This is a genomic window from Streptomyces sp. NPDC008238 (genome assembly GCF_042956445.1).
Lineage (GTDB): Bacteria > Actinomycetota > Actinomycetes > Streptomycetales > Streptomycetaceae > Actinacidiphila.
Window position 1 is genome coordinate 16287 of record NZ_JBIBGK010000028.1, and the last position, 18418, is coordinate 34704.

An 18418-nucleotide genomic window follows, 5' to 3' on the forward strand; every position below is an offset into this window, starting at 1 on the left:
CCCCGCGCGGCGGGCGGGCGGGGCCGGGCCCTAAAGGCGTGACAACGATGCCGTGGCGCACAGGACGTCCCGGATCGCCGCGCCGTCCCCGTCGCGGCCGGCGGCGATGCGGCCGGGGGCGATGTGGCCGGCGGCCAGCTGGCAGAAGTCGAGCTGGTCGACGGCGATCTCGGCGACCACCGCCTCGGGGGTGCCGATCGCGCCGGGCGAGTCCAGGGAGATGTACCAGTGGCCGCCGCCGGAGCCCTCGACGTGGAGGTCGAGGGTGCGGCCGGGGGCGCCGGCCCGCACCAGACGGGCGGAGGACTCGGCCAGCCCCGCCTGCCGGAGCGCGGCCAGGGCGGTGGGCAGCATCCGGGCCGCGAGGTCGATCATGCGGTTGAGGTGCGGCGCCGCCGGCGGCCCGTACTCGGGGTAGTCCAGGGCCTGCGCGATGTCCTCGGCGTGGATCCAGCACTCGAAGGCGCGGTCGATCAGGGCGTCCCGCATCGGTACCACGGCGTCGGTGAAGTCCACCGGCAGGCCGCCGGTCGCGGACCCGGCGAAGGACAGCGTCCGCACGATGTCCCGGGTCTGGGTGCGCCACTTGTTGCGGACGAAGGCGTGCGTGTGGCGGCGGCAGCGCTCGCCGGCCAGCTCGGTGCGCTCCAGGCGCGTACGGGGCGCGCCCGGGCCGAGCGGGTCGTCGAGGCCGAGGGCGGTGGCGACGACGCCGTCCACCGAGCCGAGGTGGGCGAGGACGCCGCAGAGCGTCAGCTCGCGCGCCCCGCCGGCCCAGACCAGCTTGACCGGCAGGTCCCACTCGGGTTCGCCGAGGTCGGCGAGGAGCGCGTCCAGGCGCGCGGTCTCGGCGTCGTAGGGGGCGGCCCACTCGGGGACGGGGATGCGCGCCGGGCGGCGCCCCAGGCAGCCCTCCAGTACCCGGGCGCGCAACAGCGGGTCGAGGTCGAGGGACTCCTCCTGGTGCAGCAGGCCCACCGCGCGGCGCAGCCGCATCGCCTCCTCGGCGCAGGGCGCGCAGTCGGTGAGGTGGACGTCGACGGCGCCGGCCTCGTCGCGGGAGCAGGCCGACAGTGCCCACGCGCCGAGCAGGGAGCGCAGTACGCGGTGGTCGTACTCCGGCGGGCCGGGCCGCGCGGGCTCCCGCGCGGGTTCGCGCTCCGGCTCGCGCGCCGTCTCGCGCGCCGTCTCGGGTGAGGAAGGGGACGGGGCCGCGGGTCCGGCCTCGGGCAGCGGACCGTCCTCTGCGGCGCCGCGCGGCATCGGCACCCGGGGCAGGTTGGTCCCGGGCGGGGGAGTCTCGCCGTTCTCGGCCGGTCCGTTCACAGGGACCTTCCCCGGGGCGCGGAGTCCTGGACGGCGGTGGACAGCAACTGGAGCCCGAGCCGCAGGCGGCGGCGGGCCTCGTCCTCGGTGACGCCGAGGTCGGCGGCGGCCTCGCGGTAGTCCATGCGGCGGCGGTAGGCGAGGTCCAGGGCCTGGCGCAGGGGTTCGGGCATGGAGGTCACGATGTAGTCGGCGCGGGCGGCCGTCGAGGCCTCGCGGACCCGGGCCTCCACCTGCTCGGGGGTGCCGGCGCCGCGGTTCTCGGACTGGCGCAGCCGGTGGACGGCCTGGCGCTGGGTGAGGCCGGCGACCCAGGAGCGCAGCGAACCCTGCTTGGGGTCGAAGGCGTCCGGGTTCTCCCAGATGTAGCCGAAGACCTCGCGGGTGATCTGGGCGGCGGCCTCCTCGTCGTCCATGACGCGGTGGGCGAGGCTGTGCACGAGGGAGGCATAGCGGTCGTACAGCTCTCCGAGCGCGGCCTCCTCGCCGCGCGCGAGCCGCTGCTGCATCTTGCGGTCCCAGCGGGGTGGTGCGGATGCCGCCATCGCGTCTCCCCCTTTGTCGCCGTCGCCCTACTACGGTCGCACTGCCTCGGATCGAATGTATCCGCCGATTGCTGCCACGTACGGCGCCTTGCGGCAAGCTTCTGCCATAACTGATCGATTCTGGTAATGCGTTACCCGGGTGTGACCGGAAGATTGCGGGGAAGCGGCTCCGGCGGGGCATAGGGTCTGTACGACCGCTGCCAGGAGAAGGGCCAGACAGTGGCATTGCAGGTGTTGCAGGACGAACGGGACGGTTGGGTGGTCCTGACCGTGTCCGGGGAGATGGATCTCGTGACCGCGCCGGTTGTGCGCCAGCATGTGCACGACGCGGTGGCCGATGGGCGGCACAGTGTGGTGCTGGACCTGGCCGGGGTCCACTTCTGCGACTCCAGCGGTGTGGGCGTGCTGATCGCCGCCCGGCGGCTGATGCGGTCCTGTGCCGGGCAACTGCGCCTGATCCTCCCCCGGAACAGCCCCTCCGACGGCGTCGCGCACGTCAATCGGGTGCTGGCCGCGCTCGGCGTACGCCGGCTCTTCGAGGTCTTCCCCGACCTGGAGGCCGCCACCGACGACACCGCGGGGCCGATGTCCGCCTAGGGCGTGCGCCCTGCGAGGGGCGGGCGGGTCCGCCAAGTCCTGTGTGAGCACTCTCACATCCGGTGTCCGCTTCGTCCATGAGGCGTCCCTGGAGGCCCGATTGTGGCCCCTCGGGCGAAATCTGTGGAGGGCGCACCTTTCGTCGTCCCCCCGCTCGGGTTACCTTCGTGCGCAGAACACGTGTTCAAGGTTCTGTCCGGCGGGTGGGGGCGTTCGTTCGGAGGTCTCCACCGCCCATGCTCGATCTCGCGGGTGCATGGGATCACGTCTCGTGGTCCCTTCGTCATGTGCACTGGTACGGAGTGACCGTCGGTGCACTCCTCGCCGTCAAACTGCTGCTCTCCGTCCGCCGGCGCCGCCGTCCGGAGCTCGCCTTCGACAAGCCGGTGACCCGGCTGCGCATCCACGGCGTGATCACGGTCTACAACGAGGCCCCGGCGATGCTGCGCGGCTGCCTGGAGTCGGTCCTCGCGCAGACCCTGCTGCCGCACTCCCTCACCGTGGTCGACGACTGCTCCAAGGACCACTCGGCGGGGGCCCTGGTCCAGGAGATGCGCCCGCAGTTCGAGCGCGCCGGGGTCCGTCTCGACTTCGTCCGGTTCCCCGACAACCGCGGCAAGCGCCACGGGCTCGCCGCCGGCTTCGGGAAGGAGCCGCTGGCGGACGTCTACCTGTGCGTCGACTCCGACACCCTGCTCGACCGGCACGCCGTCGCCGAGCTTGCCCAGCCCTTCGCCAAGCGCCGGGTCCAGTGCGTCACCGGGCTGGTGCTCGCCCACAACCGCGGCACTAACCTCCTGACCCGTCTGATCGACATGCGGTACGTCAACGCCTTCCTCGGCGAGCGGGTCGCCTACTCCCGCCTCGGCTCGGTGCTCTGCGCCTGCGGGTCGCTGGCCATGTACCGCGGGTGGGTCGTCCGCAAGCACCTCGACGACTTCCTCGACCAGCGGTTCCTCGGCCGCCCGGCGACCTTCGGGGACGACCGGCGCCTGACGTACTACTGCCTCACCGAGGGGCTCTCCCTGATCCAGCCCTCGGCGGTCGGCTACACCGACGTCCCCGAGCGCCTCGGTCACTACGTGCGCCAGCAGATCCGCTGGGGCAAGTCGTTCATCCGCGAGGGCTTCCTGCTGCTCGCCAAGTTCCGGCTGCACCGTATGTACTGGTGGCTGAACCTCGTCGAGCTGGTCACCTGGGTCGCCTTCACCGCGGGACTGCTCGCGGCGCTCGTCGCGGTGGTGATGCACCCGCGGGGCTGGACGCTGCTGGCCGGCTACCTCGCCTACATGTGCGTCATGGCCTGGGTGCGCTCCGTCCACTACCTGCGCGGCGCCGCGCAGGTGCGGATCGCCGACCGGCTGCTGACCTTCCTCGCCGCCCCGCTGTACGCCCTGCTCAACATCGGTCTGCTGCTGCCCCTGCGGTTGTGGTCCCTGGCGACGCTGCGGCGCACCAACTGGGGGACCCGCGCCCGTATCGAGGTCGGCGGCGCCCACGACGACATCGCGTTCGAGCCCGCCGGGCAGGCCCACCCGCAGGCCCACCCGCAGCCCCACCTGCCGCACCAGCGCCGGGAGGTCGCCGGCGGGACGTGGGACCCGTGGGACGCGTCCGTGCACCCCGGGACCGCGCCACCGGCCCTCGGCGCCGTCGCCCCGGCCGGGCCCGTGCGCGACACCGCCCCGTAGGCGGCGCGTCCGTTCCCGTCCCGTCCTGTCCGGTCCGGCCGCGTCGCGGCGACCGTATGGCATGCCCTCGGCATCGCCCCTCCACCGTGCTAGGAGCTTCCGTGGGTTCTGCCCGCCCCTCCGTCCGTCCCTCCGTCCGGCCCGAGCGTCCCGTCCCCGCCGGTCACGGCAAACGGCGCCGCCCCGTCCGGAGGGCGGCCGGGTACCTGCTGCTGGCGGCCGCCGTCGGCGCGGGCGTCACGGCGCTGTACCCCGAGTGGCGCGAGGCGCAGCAGCCGCCGCCGGAGCTCACCGTCCGCTACAAGGCGGGCACACCGGTGTCCGCCGGCACGGCCCGGCCGTGGCTGGAGGTCGTCAACACCTCCGACCACCGGGTGCGTCTGGCCGACGTGGCGGTCCGGTACTACTTCACGCAGGACGACGGCACCCCGTACGCGTTCAACTGCGTCCAGGCCTCGGTCGGCTGCTCGGGCGTCGACGGGCGGACCGTTGCCCTGGACCGGCCGGCGGCTAACGCCGACCACTACCTGGAGATCACCTTCACCAAGGCGGCGGGCACCCTGGCGCCCGGCGCGAAGAGCGGCGCCATCGGGGTCCAGCTGTACCGTCCCGGCGGGAAGGTGGACCAGCGCGACGACCGGTCGTTCAGCCCCGCCCACGACACCTTCCGGCCGTCGAAGCTGGTCACCGGGTACCTGGACGGCAGGCACGTCTGGGGCGACGAGCCGGACGGTGAGGCCGGCACCCCTCCCCGGGGCTCCGCCGCGGGCGCGGCACGGCCCGCGCCGCCCCCCGGGATCGTCTTCGACGACTTCCGCTACAGCGGCCCCCGGGATCCGGCGCTGCGCGCCCACGGCTGGCTGGTCCGCACCAGCGGGGGCGGGCCCGGCATCCACGACACGTGGTCGTCGCGGGGCGTCGCCTTCCCCGCGGACAAGAATGCCGTGGGCGGCCAGGTCCTGCGGCTGCGCGCCGCCACCGACGGGACGCGGCGCGGCACCACGCAGGCCGAGGTGCACACCACCGGCACGAAGTTCCTGACCGGGACCTTCGCCGCCCGGATCCGCTTCGCGGACGAACCGGAGAGCGGCCGCAACGGCGATCACATCAACGAGACCTTCTTCATGATCTCGCCCCACCACCACGCCGAGTACAGCGAGCTCGACAACGAGTACCAGCCCAACGGGGGCTGGGGCGCGCCCGGTCCGCGGCTCGACACGACGACCTGGCGCAGCGCCAGGGAGGGGGACCGGGTGACCCGGGCCACGACGGCCGCCCTCCAGGGGTGGCACACCCTCGTCACCACCGCCGCCCACGGTGTCGTGACCTACAGCCTCGACGGGCGCGAGCTGTTCCGCACCGGGGGGAAGTACTACCCGACCCAGAACATGTCCGTGAACTTCAACACCTGGTTCGTGGACCTGCCATTCGCGGGGAAGCGCACCTGGGACATGCAGGTCGACTGGTTCTACCACGACGCCCGGAAGGCGCTGTCCCAGGCGGAGGTGGAGAAGGCGGTCGACGGCCTCGCCGCGGGCGGCACGGGCTACGTGAACACCGTCCGCGAGCCCTGAGCCGCCCCGCGCTGCGGGGCGGCCCGGGCGAGGCGTGGGGCCGGGTGAGGTGTGGGCCCGGGTGGGCGGTCGGCCGGGGTCAGGTGTCGGCGGGGGCGGGTCCCAGTGTGGTGGTGCCGATCGCCGCCCGGTGGCCCAGGCCCGTCCGGTAGGCGTCCAGCGCGGCCTCGACGCGGCCGGAGCGGCGCAGCAGGTCGCCGAGCAGCCGGCAGATGTCCGCCAGGTCCCCGGCGGCTCCCGCGCGTTCCAGCAGCGCCAGGGCGGACACGTAGTGCTCCTCCGCCGCCTCCGGGTCGCCGCGCTCCTCGGCCAGCAGACCGAGCAGCCGGTGCGCGCCGCCGGCGTGGACGGCACCGCGCCACGGGCCGAGTTCGTCCAGCAGGCGGGTCAGCAGCTCCTCGGCCTCGGCGGGCTTGCCGCGCCGCCGCAGCACGTCCGCCAGCTCCACCTCGACCTGCACCGTGAACAGCACGGACCGGCCGGCGGACAGCATGTCGCGGGCGGTGCGCAACTCGCGCTCGGCCTGCTCCAGGTCGCCGTCCTGGGAGTGGACGTAGCCGCGCATCCAGTGGCAGTGGGCCAGGTCCGTGTGCAACTCCAGTCGCTGGAACAGCTCCTGCGCCTTGGCCAGCGACGCCTCGGCCTCGCCGGTGCGGCCCGCGACGATCAGGGTGCGGGCGATGCTGCGGTGCATCTGGGCGACCAGGGCCGGATCACCCGCCTCGGGAGCGAGGTTGAGCGCCTGCTCGGCGGCGTGCGCGGCCCGGGCGTAGGCGCCCAGGTCGGTGTACGGGCCGATCGACGCGATGTACAGCATCAGCAAGGCGTCGGGGTCGGGCCGGGCGCCGTCCGGGGCGGTCCGCCGCTCCAGCCGGGTGATGCCCTCCTCCAGCAGATGGGAGGCGTAGCGCACCTCGCCCGCCAGCAGGTGGGAGACGGCCCGGCCGCGCAGGGCCGCGGCGCGCCGGGCGTCGTCGGCCGCCGGGTCCGCGTCCAGCAGCCGTTCCGCGGTCTCGAAGTGGACGCGCGCCTGTGTGAGTTCGCCCGCGTCCAGTGCGGCGTCGCCCTGCCGGAGCAGTTCGAGGGGATCCTGCGGGCCGTCCTGCGGGCCGCTTTCCGGACCTGTGCCGGGACCTTCCTCCAGGCCGTCCTGCGCCCGGTCCTGGCCGTCCTGTGTGCCCACCGTGACCCTTCCCCTCTGGAACTCTTGCGGAGGAGGTTACGCGGCTTTGCGCCGGACGTGCCTCACGCTTTCGTAAAGCGCTCCCTGAGCTTGTACTTCAGCACCTTGCGCAGGGTCTCGTTCCGCGGCAGCGCGTCCACCACCTCGAGCTGTTCGGGCAGTTTGTGGAGGGCCAGGCCCGCCTCGCGGAGGAAGGCCGTGACCTCGGCGAGGGTGAGCGGTCCGGCGTCCCGCGGCTGCTCGACGACGGCGCAGACGCGTTCCCCGCGTTCGGGGTCGGGCAGGCCGATCACGGCGGCGTCGGCGACGCCGGGGTGGGCGTAGAGGAGTTCCTCGATCTCCTTGGCCGAGACGTTCTCACCCTTTCGGATGATGATGTCCTTGAGGCGCCCTGTCAGGACCAGGTATCCGTCCGGGGTCAGCCTGCCGACGTCCCCGGTGCGCAGGAAGCCGTCCGCGTCGAAGGCCCGCTCGGTCAGCCGCGGGTCCGTGTAGCCCTGGCACACGGCCTCGCCGCGCAGCCTCACCTCGCCGTCCTCGGCGATCCGTATCTCCATGGCGGCGGGCGGGCGGCCCTCGGTGGTGGCGAGCCGGTCGACGGGGTCGCGCGGCGAACCCATGGTGATCATGGGGGCCTCGGTCATGCCGTAGCCGTGCGCGAGGGCGCAGCCGAGGTCGCGGACCACCGCGTGGTAGAGCTCGGGCGGCTTGGGGGCGCCGCCGCCGGACAGCAGGCGCAGGGTCGGGATGATCCTGCCGCCCGCGGGCTGCTTGCGCTGCTCGGCGAGGAAGAGGGAGTAGAAGGCGGTGCTGCCGCCCGCCATGGTCACCCCGTGCCTGCGGTAGGCCTCCAGGGACTCCGGGAGCGAGAAGTGCTCCAGCAGCAGGGCGGGGAAGCCGCACAGCAGCAGCATGACCAGGTAGTCGGGGCCGCCGATGTGCGCGTAGGGGAAGGCGACGGAGCCGACGTCGTCGGGTCCGAGCTCCAGGGCGAGGGCGAGGCAGGTGCCGCCGGCGATGAGGCTGCGGTCGGTGTGCAGCACGCCCTTGGGTTCGGAGGTGGTGCCCGAGGTCCAGTAGATCCAGCGGATCCGGGTGCCGTCGGTGGGCGGGGCCGGGAGCGAGGCCGGGTCGCCCTCCGGGAGGCAGTCGTAGGCCTCCAGGACCTCGTGGGCCCCGAGGCGGCGGGCCATGGCGGTGTGGTCGAAGCCGCGCCATGTGCCGGGGACGGCGAAGAGGGCGGGGGTCGTCTGGCGGAGTATGTGGCCGACCTCGTGGTCGCGGTAGAAGGGCATGATCGGGGTCTGCACGGAGCCCAGCCGGGCGAGGGCCGCCGAGAGGACCACCGTCTCGATGCGGGTCGGCAGCTGCCAGGCCACCGCGGTGCCGGGCCGGACGCCCCGGGCGTGCAGCCCCGCGGCGACCCGTTCGGCGCGGTCGCGCAGCTGCCCGAAGGTCAGCCGGCGGTCGTCGGTGTCGAGCAGCGCCGGGGCGTCGGGGGTCAGCGCGGCGCGCCCCGCGATCAGCGCCCAGAGGGTCGGCGAGTCGCCCAGGCTTCGCATTTCTTCTCCTCCCGGTCAAATAACTGACGCAACGTCAGAAGACTTGGCCGGAGCGTAGGTGCCGGGCCGGGTGCGGTCCAGGGTCCGCGCGCCTTCGATGGACGGTCCGGGGTGGCGGGCGTAGTGTGAATCTGACGATGCATCAGATTCATGGAAGGGCGGGGAGCGATGGAACTGCCCCGGATCATCAGCGTCGACGACCACGTGATCGAACCCGCACACCTCTTCGAGACCTGGCTGCCGGCGAAGTACCGGGACCGCGGTCCCCAGCCGCTGACCGCCGGGATCGGGGAGCTCGCCTACGTCGCCGGCAAGTACCAGATCACGATGGACCCGGACGGACCGCCGACCGACTGGTGGATCTACGAGGACCTCAAGTTCCCGTACAAGCGCAACATCGCCGCCGTCGGCTTCGACCGGGACGAGATGACCCTGGAGGGCATCACCCGCGAGGAGATGCGGCGGGGCTGCTGGGACCCCAAGGCCCGGCTCGCCGACATGGACCTCAACCACGTCGAGGGCTCGCTCTGCTTCCCGACCTTCCCGCGCTTTTGCGGGCAGACCTTCGCCGAGGCCAAGGACAAGGAGGTCGCCCTCGCCTGCGTCCGCGCCTACAACGACTGGATGGTCGAGGAGTGGTGCGGCGACAGCGGCGGCCGGCTGATCCCGCTCTGCCTGATCCCGCTGTGGGACGTCGGCCTGGCCGTCGCGGAGATCCGCCGCAACGCGGCCCGCGGGGTGCGGGCCGTCACCTTCAGCGAGATCCCCACCCACCTGGGACTGCCCAGCATCCACTCGGGGTACTGGGACCCCTTCTTCGCGGTCTGTGAGGAGACCGGGACGGTGGTCAACATGCACATCGGCTCGTCCTCGCAGATGCCGGCCGCGTCCCCCGACGCGCCGCCCGCCGTCCAGGCCTCGCTCTCCTTCAACAACGCGATGGCCTCGATGATGGACTTCCTCTTCAGCGGGGTGCTGGTGCGCCACCCCCGGCTCACGCTCGCCTACAGCGAGGGGCAGATGGGCTGGATCCCCTACGCCCTGGAGCGGGCCGACGACGTCTGGGAGGAGCACCGGGCCTGGGGCGGTGTGCGCGACGTGGTGCCCGAGCCGCCGTCCACCTACTACTACCGGCAGATCTTCTGCTGCTTCTTCCGCGACAAGCACGGCGTCGCCTCGATCGACGTGGTGGGCCGGGACAACGCGACCTTCGAGACCGACTACCCGCACGTCGACTCGACCTTCCCGCACACCGGAGGTCGCCCTCGACCATGTGAAGGGCCTCGACGACGAGACGGTGTACAAGCTCATGCGCGGCAACGCCATCCGCATGCTGGGTCTGGAGCCGGACCGGTGGACCTGACATACACCGAGGCGGAGCTGGCGTACCGGGAGGAGCTGCGCGGCTGGCTCGCCCGGACGCTGCCCACCCTGCCGCCCGCGCCGGACCCCGCCGACCGGCCCGCCCGGCGGGCGTACGACACCGGCTGGCAGCGGCGTCTGCACGAGGCGGGCTACGCCGACGTGCACTGGAACGCCGACCCGATCCGGCGGCTGATCTTCCTGGAGGAGACCGAGCTTGCCGGGGCGCCCTACGTCGGCGCGAACTTCGTCGGCCTGCTCCACGCCGGTCCCACCATCGCCGCCGAGGGGACGGCCGGCCAGCGCGAACGATGGCTTCCCCCGGTGCTGCGCGGGGACGAGGTCTGGTGCCAGGGCTTCAGCGAGCCGGGAGCGGGCTCGGACCTGGCGTCCCTGCGGACGCGGGCGGTCCGCGACGGCGACTCCTACGTGGTCACCGGGTCGAAGATCTGGACCTCGCACGCCGAGGTCGCCGACTGGTGCGAACTGCTCGTGCGCACCGACCCCGGCGCGCCGCGGCACCGCGGCATCAGCTGGCTGGCGATGCCGATGGACTCACCGGGGGTGACGGTACGGCCCCTGCGGACCCTCGCCGGGACCACGGAGTTCGCCGAGGTGTTCCTCGACGAGGTGCGCGTGCCGGTCGCCAACCGGGTCGGCGCGGAGAACCACGGCTGGCGGGTCACGATGGTGACGCTCTCCTTCGAGCGAGGCACCGCCTTCGCCGGGGAGGTCGTCGCCTGCCGGCGGACCCTGCGCGAACTGGCCCGGACCGCCCGGGAAACGGGGGCCTGGGACGACCCCGTGCTGCGGCGCAGGCTGGGCCGGCTGGCGGCGGAGTTCGGCGTCCTGTGGCGGCTGGTCCAGTGGAACGTCAGTGCCGGCGCCCCTGGCTTGGGGGGCTCGGTACTCAAACTGCGCTACTCGCACGCACGGCATGAGCTCTACGACACCGCCGCCGAGGTCCTCGGACCCACCGGGGCCCTGGACGCCGACCGCCCGTGGACGGCGGACCGGCTCTCCTCGCTCTCCTACACCATCGCGGCGGGCACGTCGCAGATCCAGCGGAACATCGTCGCCGAGCGGATCCTCGGCCTGCCGAAGGGGGCGTGAGCGGCCGTGGACTTCCGCCTCACCGAGGACCAACGGGCCCTCGCCGAGGGGACCCGCGGGCTGTTGGCGCGCCTGTACCCGGCGGAGCGGCTGCGGGAGGACGCGGCCGGGGCGGCCGCGGGCAACCCGGCGACCCTCGACCGCGGGATGTGGCGGGCGCTGGGGGAGGCGGGGTTCTTCGCGCTGCGGCTGCCGGAGGAACGGGGCGGGCTCGGGCTCGGACTCCCGGAGGCCGTGCTCGTCTTCGAGGAGGCCGGACGGGCGCTGCTGCCGGGGCCGCTGGTGACGACGCACCTGGCGGCCGGCCGGGTGCCAGGGCGGCCGAGGGCACCGCGGTGGTCACCGCGGCAGCCGGCGGGCTGGTCGAGTGGCTGGAGGCGTCCGACCATGTGCTGGGCTCCTACGACAAGGCCGAGCCGGTGCGTTCGGTGGACCCGCTCACCCCGCTGCACCGGGTCGTTGGCGGCGAACCCGCGGGCGAAGGCACGGTGGGAGGGGGCACGGCCGGCGAGTTGCTGACCGCGGCCCAGCAGACCGGCAGTGCTGCGCGCACCCTGGAACTCGCCGTCGGTCACGCCGCCGCCCGGGAGCAGTTCGGGCGGCCCATCGGTTCCTTCCAGGCGGTCAAGCACCTGTGCGCGGACATGCTGGTGCGGGCTGAGATGGCGCGCACGGCGGTGCGTGCCGCGGCGGTCTCCGGCGCGCCGGGCGAGGCGCCCGCCGCGCGACTGCTGGCGGACGAGGCGGCGGTCCGCAACGCCCGCGACTGTCTGCAGGTGTTCGGCGGGATGGGTTTCACCTGGGAGGCGGAGGTGCATCTCCACATCAAGCGGTCGTGGATCCTGCGGAGCCGGGGCCGTTCCGTGGCGGAGTGTGAGGAGAGCCTCGCGGAGGGTCTGCTCGATGGCACCTTTTAAGGCGGTTGGTTGGTTATGGCCGTTTCGTCACGGATAAAGGGTTCCCGAGCGTCGATATCGGGTTGTGTCCGAGGTGTGACTTGTCACGCCATGGAGTCGGATCCCGCCTCGGGTACGCTCCATCGGGTGCGTGTGGTGGCGAAACGCGACGGATGCGGCAGTGGCGGGGCCTCGGTGCTCGGTGGGCTGCCTGTGCCGGGCTGTTCGAATTCGCCCCGTAATGAGCCCCGCACAGTATGCAGCACTCGTACCCCCTTGCGCTGGAATATGCCCGAAGCGCTTGTTGCGGTGACTGCGGGTCAATCATGCTGGGTCGCGATGAGGTCACGTACGGTGACCCTGCCGAGGCGCGAGGCGATGTGTCCGCCGGTTCGGATGGTGTGAGCGGTGCAGGTGCTCCAGGTTCAACTTGAGGTCGGCCCCGACCCCGCAGAGGTGGGCCGGGCCCGTCGGTGGGCCCGCTCGCGTCTCGCGGGCTCCGGGATAGGAGCCGACGAGCCGGTCGCCGAGACGCTGATCCTGCTCATCTCCGAACTGGTCACCAACGCCGTCGTGCACACCGGTTGCCCCGCGGTGCTGCGGATGCTCTTCCGTTCCTCCGGCGCCGCGCAGAGCGGTGAACAGGAGACCGTGCGCGTCGAGGTGGCCGACACCAGCGACGCCCCGCCGCGCCCGCGGCACGCCGACAACGACGAGACCGGCGGCCGGGGACTCGAACTCGTGGACGGCCTCGCGGACCGCTGGGGCTGGCAGCGCGAGGGGGCGGGCAAGCAGATCTGGTGCGAGATCGACCGCAGCGAGCGTCCGGCGATCGTCCCCGCGCAGTCCGTCGGCGGGCTGATCCGCCGCCCCGCCTTCTGAACGTACGGGTCTTCCGCCCGCACGATCCCGAACGCACGGGCCTTACGGCCGTACGGACCGAGGGGCCGTCCTCAGAGCACCGCCACCGGCGCGACCGGACTGCCGACCCCGCCCACGAAGGGCTGCGGCGTGGCGTCCAGCAGGAACGTGTACCGCCCCTCCTCGGCGCAGGTCTCCGACAGCGCCTCGAGGTTCCAGTTCTGGCCCTGGAGCATGCCCATCTCCACCAGGTCCAGGGCGTGGACGGCGAGCCACAGGTCGTCGATCTCCGGCGGGAAGATCTCGAAGGTCAGTGTGTCGTTGGCGACCGCCGCGACGTCGCGGGCGTGGAACCACTCGGGGGTGCGCACCGACAGTCCCGGTGACGGGAAGGCGTAGGCGTGCTTGTCGCCCGCGAGGTACACCCGCATCTGGCCGGTGCGGACCAGCACGATGTCCCCGGCGCGGACCGTGGTGCGGGCCAGTTCCTCGGCCGCGTCGAGGTCGTCGGGGGTGACGGCGTGGTCGCCGGGCAGCCGGTCCGTGCCGCGGGCGCGGGCCACGTCGAGCAGGACGCCGCGGGAGAGCAGTGTCGTGATCTTCTCCATGCCGCTGAACGCCGCCCCGCCGTGGGCGGTGACGGAGCCGGCCGGCCGGCCGTTGTAGATGCGCCCCGAGTGCGAGACGTGTGTCAGGGCGTCCCAGTGGGTCGCCACCTGAAGTCCCATGGTGACGATGTCGTCGCTGGTGGCGACCGTGCCGGGGCCGAACATCTCGTGGTTGAGCATCACCATGGTGCGCAGCGGGTTCACCCGGCCCGGGATCATGCCCGTCTGCACCCCGTCCTGCTGCAGGGGCAGCGCGAGCGGCACGCGGCGTCCGCTGCGCACGGTGCCGGCCGCCGCGCGGACGACCTCGTCGGTGATCAGGTTGAGGGTGCCGGTCTCGTCGGCCTTACCCCAGCGGCCCCAGTTGTTGACGCGCTTGGCGATGTCGTGGAACTCGGCGGGGAACGCCATCGCTGCCTCCCGGTCTCAGGGCTTGTGCTGGGGTGCGTCCGTGCTCCTAAAATCTAACGGTCCGTCAGAAACTCTGAGAAGGGGCGGGACCGGACGTGGGCAATTTCCTGAGCGGAAAGGTCGTCGCGGTCACCGGCGCCGGGCGAGGAATCGGGCGGGCCGTCGCCCTCGCGTGCGCGGCCGAGGGCGCCAAGGTCGTCGTCAACGACTACGGCGTCGCGGTCGACGGCCGCGAGCCGACCGGCGAGGTCGCCGCCGCCGTCGTGAAGGAGATCGAGGCGGCCGGCGGCGAGGCCACCGCGGTGACCGACGACGTCTCCTCCATGGCGGGCGGCGAACGGATCGTCTCCACCGCGGTGGAGACCTACGGCCGCGTCGACGGGGTCGTCTGCGTCGCCGGGATCCTGCGAGAACGCATGCTCTTCAACATGGGCGAGGACGAGTGGGACCCGGTAATGGCCACCCACCTGAAGGGCACCTTCACCGTCTTCCGCGCCGCCTCCGCCGTGATGCGCCGACAGGGCACGGGCACCCTCGTCGGCTTCACCAGCGGCAACCACCAGGGCAGCGTCTCCCAGGCCAACTACTCCGCGGCCAAGGGCGGGATCATCTCGCTGGTGCGCAGCGCCGCGCTCGGACTGCACCGCTACGGGGTGACCGCCAACTGCGTGGCCCCCGTGGCACGCACCCGCATGTCCGCCAACGTGCCCATGGACCTGGCCTAGATCGGCGAACCCGAGGACGTCGCCGCGATGGTCGTCTTCCTGCTCAGCGACCACGCCCGCGACATCACCGGACAGGTCTACACCGTCGCCGGACCCAAGATCGCGGTCTGGGCCCAGCCACGCGAACTGCGCGCCGCCTACGCGGACGGCGAGGGCTGGACACCGCAGCGCATCGCCGCCGCCCTGCCGGGCACGGTCGGCACCGACCCCATGCCGATGCTCGCCCAGCTCGAGGCCATGCGTGCCGCCGCTGCCGCCGTCCGAGGGCAGTGACGGCCCCGTACCGAGGAGAGGGCGGACATGGACTTCACCTTCGGCCCGGAGACGGAGGCCTTCCGCGCGGAGGCGCGGGCGTGGCTGAGCGCGCACCCGGACCGCGTGTCCGGGCGGGAGTGGGAGCGGGAACTCGGTGCCGCCGGATGGATCGGGCTCGGCTGGCGCGGCGAGTACGGCAACCGCCGCGCCACCCTGCCCCAACAGGTGGCCTGGGGCGAGGAGTACGCCCGTGCCGGGGCGCCCGCCCGGTCCGGGCACATCGGCGAGAACCTGCTGGCCCCCACCCTGGAGGCGCACGGCACCCCCGGCCAGCGCGACCGCTTCCTGCCACCTGTCGCCCGTGGCGAGGAACTGTGGTGCCAGGGGTACAGCGAGCCCGGAGCGGGTTCCGACCTCGCCGGCGTGAGGACCGCGGCCGTCCGCGACCACGACGCCGAGGGCCCCTGCTACCGCCTGTCCGGCCAGAAGATCTGGACCTCCCTCGCCCAGCACGCCGACTGGTGCTTCGTCCTGGCCCGCACCGATCCCGACTCGCGGCGCCACCACGGACTGGGCTTCCTGCTCGTCCCCATGGACCAGCCCGGCAGGATCGAGGTGCGCCCCATCCGCCAGCTGACCGGCACGGCCGAGTTCAACGAGGTCTTCTTCGACGGGGCGCGCGCCGACGCCGCCCACCTCGTCGGCGGGGAGGGCCACGGCTGGCAGGTCGCCATGTCCCTCCTGGGCTTCGAACGCGGGGTCTCCACCCTCGTGCAGCAGATCGGCTTCGAACGCGAACTGCGCCAGGTCGTCGACCGCGCGGTCGCCACCGGGGCGGTGGCCGACCCCGTGATGCGGGACCGGCTGGTGCGGCAGTGGGCCGAGTTGCGCGTCATGCGCTGGAACGCCCTGCGCACGCTGGGCACCGCCGACCCCGCCGCCCCGAGCGTCGCCAAGCTGCTGTGGGGCGGCTGGCACCAGCGACTCGGCGAGCTGGCTGTCGCCGTCGGCGGCGCCCCCGCGGCGGCCGGCCCCGCGCCGTGGGAGCCGGCACGACCCTACGAACTCGACCAGGCCCAGCACATGTTCCTGTTCAGCCGCGCGGACACCATCTACGGCGGCTCGGACGAGATCCAGCGCACGATCATCGCCGAGCGGGTGCTCGGCCTCCAGAAGGAGCCTCGCGGATGAACAGCGACGGGACGTACGGCCACTGGATCGGCGGCCGGTGGCACGAACCGGCCGGAGCTCACTATCCAGTTGTCAATCCGGCCACGGAGGAGACCGTCGGGCGCGCCCCCGAAGCGGGCCCGGCGGACGTGGACGCCGCGGTGCGCGCCGCGCGGGAGGCGTACGAGGGCTGGTCCCGTACGAGCCCGGCGGAGCGCGCCGCGATCCTGGAGCGGATCGCGGACGTCCTCGCCTCGCGGTCGGCGGATCTCGTACCGCTGCTCCAGCAGGAGACGGGAGCGACGATCCGTGTCGCGTCGAGCATGCAGATCCCCACAGCGGTGGACCGCTTCCGGCGCTACGCGCGGGGTGCGCTGGAACCGGACACGATCCCCTTCGCGCCGCAGCCCGTGAGGGCCTCGCCGCTCGCGCCCGGCGGGCTGGTCAACGCGGCCGCGGTACGGCGTCCGGTGGGTGTCGTCGCCTGCATCACCTCCTACAACTTCCCTCTGGTCAACCTGGCCGGCAAGGTCGCTCCCGCGCTGGCCGTGGGGAACACCGTCGTCGCCAAGCCCGCGCCCCAGGACCCGCTGACCTGCCTGCTGCTCGGCGGGATCATGCGGGAGGCGGGCCTGCCCGACGGGGTGTTCAACGTCATCACCGGCACGGGCGCCGCGGCCGGCGAGGCACTGGTCGCGCACCCCGGTGTCGACATGATCAGCTTCACCGGCTCGACGGCGGTCGGGCAGGCGATCGCCCGCGTCGCGGGCGCGTCGATGAAGCGGACCCTGATGGAACTGGGCGGCAAGGGCGCGGCGATCATCCTTGAGGACGCCGCTCCCGGCGTCCTCAGATCAGCGATATCTGCTGTCGGTTCAACATGGGCATTCCATTCAGGTCAGATCTGCACGGCGCCGACCCGTGCCCTCGTCCCCCGCGGGCGGTACGAGCAGGTGATCACCGCCCTTGCACAGTACGCCCGTTCGCTGACTCTCGGGGACCCTGTGGATAACTCCACCGTCGTCGGCCCGCTGATCACCGCCGCCCAGCGCGACCGCGTCGAGGCCCACGTCGCGGGCGCCCGCGAGCAGGGCGCCCGCGTCGTCACCGGCGGTGCGCGCCCCGACCTCAAACCGGGCTACTACGTGGCCCCCACGCTGCTCGCGGACGTCACGCCCGACATGACGGTCGCCCAGGAGGAGGTCTTCGGCCCGGTCGTCGCCGCCCTCGTGTACGACACCGAGGACGAGGCCGTCGAGATCGCCAACGGCACCCCGTACGGCCTGTACGACTACGTCTTCGGCGACGACACCGCCCGTGCCTGGGCCCTCGCCGCCCGGCTGCGCAGCGGCAACGTCGGCGTCAACACCGTGCAGCGTCATCCCGAGACGCCGTTCGGCGGTTTCAAGCACAGCGGCGTCGGCCGCGACGGCGTCTCCTTCGGACTGCAGGCCTACAGCGAACTCCAGGCGGTGGTGTGGTGATGAGAGGCGTGATCTTCGACGGGAAGCAGCCCGCGGTCGTCGACGACCTCGAGGTCCGGGATCCGGGCCCGGGCGAGGTGCTGGTCCGCATCCGCGCGGCGGGGCTGTGCCACAGCGACCTGTCCGTCGTCGACGGCGTCATCCCCTTCCCCGTCCCGGTCGTGCTCGGCCACGAGGGGGCGGGCGTCGTGGAGGCGACCGGCGCGGGCGTCTCGCACGTCGCGCCCGGCGACCACGTGGCCCTGTCCACCCTCGCCAACTGCGGCACCTGCCCGGACTGCGACCGGGGACGCCCGACGATGTGCCGCAAGGCGATCGGCCGTCCCGGCAGGCCCTTCAGCCGGCACGGCGAGCCGCTGTTCAACTTCGCCTCCAACTCGGCCTTCGCGGAACTGACCGTCGTCAAGGCCGTCCAGGCCGTCCGCCTGCCCGACGGCATCCCCCTCACCTCCGCCGCGCTCATCGGCTGCGGGGTGCTGACGGGGGTCGGTGCCGCGCTCAACCGCGCCCGCGTCGACCGCGGCGATACGGTCGTGGTCATCGGCACCGGAGGCGTCGGCCTGAACGTGCTGCAGGGCGCGCGCCTCGCGGGCGCCTCCCGGATCGTCGCCGTCGACACCAACCCGGCGAAGGAGCAGCCCGCGCGGCTGTTCGGCGCCACCGACTTCACGGACTCCGCGGAGGCGGTGCGCGCGCTGCTGCCCACCGGCGCCGACCACGTCTTCGAGTGCGTCGGACACGTGGGGCTCATCCGCCAGGCCGTCGACCTCCTGGACCGCCACGGCCAGGCCGTCCTGCTGGGCGTGCCGCCTGCCGACGCCGAGGCGCCCTTCCTGGTGTCCTCCGTGTACCTCGACAAGTCCATCCTGGGCTGCCGCTACGGCTCGTCACGACCTCAGCGCGACATCGCGCTCTACGCCGACCTCTACCGGCGGGGCCGGCTCCTGCTGGACGAACTCGTCACCCGGACCTATCCGGTGGAGGACTTCGCCGAGGCGGTGGAGGACGCCCGGGGCGGTCGTGTGGCGCGTGGCGTGCTGACCTTCTGAACCGCC

The 18418-nt window shown here is 73.0% G+C and carries 13 protein-coding genes and 3 pseudogenes; 11 read left to right on the forward strand and 5 right to left on the reverse strand.

Translation table 11 applies throughout. From position 1 onward, the window contains the following. Nucleotides 1-30: 30 nt before the first annotated feature. Nucleotides 31-1326 carry a maleylpyruvate isomerase N-terminal domain-containing protein gene (locus ACFZAU_RS34870; RefSeq protein WP_500555494.1) on the reverse strand — a complete coding sequence of 432 codons (1296 nt, stop codon included), beginning with the start codon at nucleotides 1324-1326 and terminating at the stop codon, nucleotides 31-33. Beyond that, on the reverse strand, nucleotides 1323-1871 hold the full coding sequence (locus tag ACFZAU_RS34875) for a sigma-70 family RNA polymerase sigma factor (RefSeq protein ID WP_500555495.1): 549 nt from the start codon (nucleotides 1869-1871) through the stop codon (nucleotides 1323-1325). The genes ACFZAU_RS34870 and ACFZAU_RS34875 overlap by 4 nt, the downstream gene beginning before the upstream one ends. Nucleotides 1872-2090: 219 nt before the next feature. Here ACFZAU_RS34875 and ACFZAU_RS34880 point away from each other — a divergent pair, with 219 nt between their 5' ends. The 3 genes from ACFZAU_RS34880 (at nucleotide 2091) to ACFZAU_RS34890 (ending at nucleotide 5733) form a co-directional block, all read left to right on the forward strand. Continuing rightward, nucleotides 2091-2468: an STAS domain-containing protein gene (locus ACFZAU_RS34880; RefSeq protein ID WP_499599914.1), complete on the forward strand. Its 378-nt coding sequence runs from the start codon at nucleotides 2091-2093 to the stop codon at nucleotides 2466-2468. Between the two features lie 302 nt (nucleotides 2469-2770). After that, nucleotides 2771-4159, forward strand: a complete 1389-nt coding sequence (locus ACFZAU_RS34885) for a glycosyltransferase (protein WP_500555496.1) — start codon at nucleotides 2771-2773, stop codon at nucleotides 4157-4159. Between the two features lie 101 nt (nucleotides 4160-4260). After that, nucleotides 4261-5733 (forward strand): cellulose binding domain-containing protein, encoded by a 1473-nt coding sequence (locus ACFZAU_RS34890; protein WP_500555497.1) that lies wholly within the window; start codon nucleotides 4261-4263, stop codon nucleotides 5731-5733. Nucleotides 5734-5812: 79 nt separating this feature from the next. Here ACFZAU_RS34890 and ACFZAU_RS34895 read toward each other — a convergent pair whose 3' ends face one another. Together ACFZAU_RS34895 and ACFZAU_RS34900 are read right to left on the reverse strand one after the other, a co-directional pair. Beyond that, nucleotides 5813-6916 carry a tetratricopeptide repeat protein gene (locus tag ACFZAU_RS34895; RefSeq protein ID WP_499599919.1) on the reverse strand — a complete coding sequence of 368 codons (1104 nt, stop codon included), beginning with the start codon at nucleotides 6914-6916 and terminating at the stop codon, nucleotides 5813-5815. 62 nt (nucleotides 6917-6978) lie between these two features. After that, the gene (locus tag ACFZAU_RS34900) at nucleotides 6979-8478 is read right to left on the reverse strand and encodes a class I adenylate-forming enzyme family protein (RefSeq protein WP_500555498.1); all 1500 of its coding nucleotides are present in this window, start codon (nucleotides 8476-8478) and stop codon (nucleotides 6979-6981) included. 168 nt (nucleotides 8479-8646) lie between these two features. Between ACFZAU_RS34900 and ACFZAU_RS34905 the strand changes: the two are divergent. The 4 genes and pseudogenes from ACFZAU_RS34905 to ACFZAU_RS34920 all read left to right on the forward strand — a co-directional run bounded on the left by ACFZAU_RS34905 (nucleotide 8647) and on the right by ACFZAU_RS34920 (nucleotide 12731). After that, nucleotides 8647-9841: pseudogene (locus ACFZAU_RS34905) on the forward strand (amidohydrolase family protein). Continuing rightward, nucleotides 9832-10953 (forward strand): acyl-CoA dehydrogenase family protein, encoded by a 1122-nt coding sequence (locus ACFZAU_RS34910; protein ID WP_500555499.1) that lies wholly within the window; start codon nucleotides 9832-9834, stop codon nucleotides 10951-10953. The pseudogene ACFZAU_RS34905 and the gene ACFZAU_RS34910 overlap by 10 nt, the downstream one beginning before the upstream one ends. A gap of 6 nt (nucleotides 10954-10959) precedes the next feature. Continuing rightward, nucleotides 10960-11870, forward strand: a pseudogene (locus ACFZAU_RS34915) (acyl-CoA dehydrogenase family protein). A 387-nt stretch (nucleotides 11871-12257) separates the two neighbouring features. Beyond that, entirely contained in the window at nucleotides 12258-12731 is a 474-nt protein-coding gene (locus ACFZAU_RS34920) for an ATP-binding protein (protein WP_499599926.1), read from the forward strand. Nucleotides 12732-12802: 71 nt separating this feature from the next. Here the strand turns inward: ACFZAU_RS34920 and ACFZAU_RS34925 are convergent, their stop codons facing one another. After that, a complete protein-coding gene (locus ACFZAU_RS34925) occupies nucleotides 12803-13729 on the reverse strand; it encodes a cyclase family protein (RefSeq protein WP_500555500.1) in 927 nt (308 codons plus the stop codon). Nucleotides 13730-13824: 95 nt separating this feature from the next. Here ACFZAU_RS34925 and ACFZAU_RS34930 point away from each other — a divergent pair. From ACFZAU_RS34930 to ACFZAU_RS34945, 4 genes and pseudogenes are all read left to right on the forward strand, one after another. Next, nucleotides 13825-14727, forward strand: a pseudogene (locus tag ACFZAU_RS34930) (SDR family oxidoreductase). 27 nt (nucleotides 14728-14754) lie between these two features. Beyond that, complete coding sequence (locus ACFZAU_RS34935) at nucleotides 14755-15900, forward strand: acyl-CoA dehydrogenase family protein (protein WP_500555501.1); 1146 nt, start codon at nucleotides 14755-14757, stop codon at nucleotides 15898-15900. Then, complete coding sequence (locus ACFZAU_RS34940) at nucleotides 15897-17363, forward strand: aldehyde dehydrogenase family protein (protein WP_500555502.1); 1467 nt, start codon at nucleotides 15897-15899, stop codon at nucleotides 17361-17363. Before ACFZAU_RS34935 ends, ACFZAU_RS34940 begins: the two co-directional genes overlap by 4 nt. Continuing rightward, nucleotides 17363-18412 (forward strand): Zn-dependent alcohol dehydrogenase, encoded by a 1050-nt coding sequence (locus ACFZAU_RS34945; RefSeq protein ID WP_500555503.1) that lies wholly within the window; start codon nucleotides 17363-17365, stop codon nucleotides 18410-18412. Before ACFZAU_RS34940 ends, ACFZAU_RS34945 begins: the two co-directional genes overlap by 1 nt. Nucleotides 18413-18418: the final 6 nt, after the last annotated feature.

Excerpts from the sequence above, each read along its gene's own strand:
- ACFZAU_RS34875 (WP_500555495.1), bottom strand. The coding sequence starts at position 1,871 with ATGGCGGCATCCGCACCACCCCGCTGGGACCGCAAGATGCAGCAGCGG.
- ACFZAU_RS34900 (WP_500555498.1), bottom strand. The coding sequence starts at position 8,478 with ATGCGAAGCCTGGGCGACTCGCCGACCCTCTGGGCGCTGATCGCGGGG.
- ACFZAU_RS34925 (WP_500555500.1), bottom strand. The coding sequence starts at position 13,729 with ATGGCGTTCCCCGCCGAGTTCCACGACATCGCCAAGCGCGTCAACAAC.
- ACFZAU_RS34935 (WP_500555501.1), top strand. The coding sequence starts at position 14,755 with ATGGACTTCACCTTCGGCCCGGAGACGGAGGCCTTCCGCGCGGAGGCG.
- ACFZAU_RS34940 (WP_500555502.1), top strand. The coding sequence starts at position 15,897 with ATGAACAGCGACGGGACGTACGGCCACTGGATCGGCGGCCGGTGGCAC.
- ACFZAU_RS34945 (WP_500555503.1), top strand. The coding sequence starts at position 17,363 with ATGAGAGGCGTGATCTTCGACGGGAAGCAGCCCGCGGTCGTCGACGAC.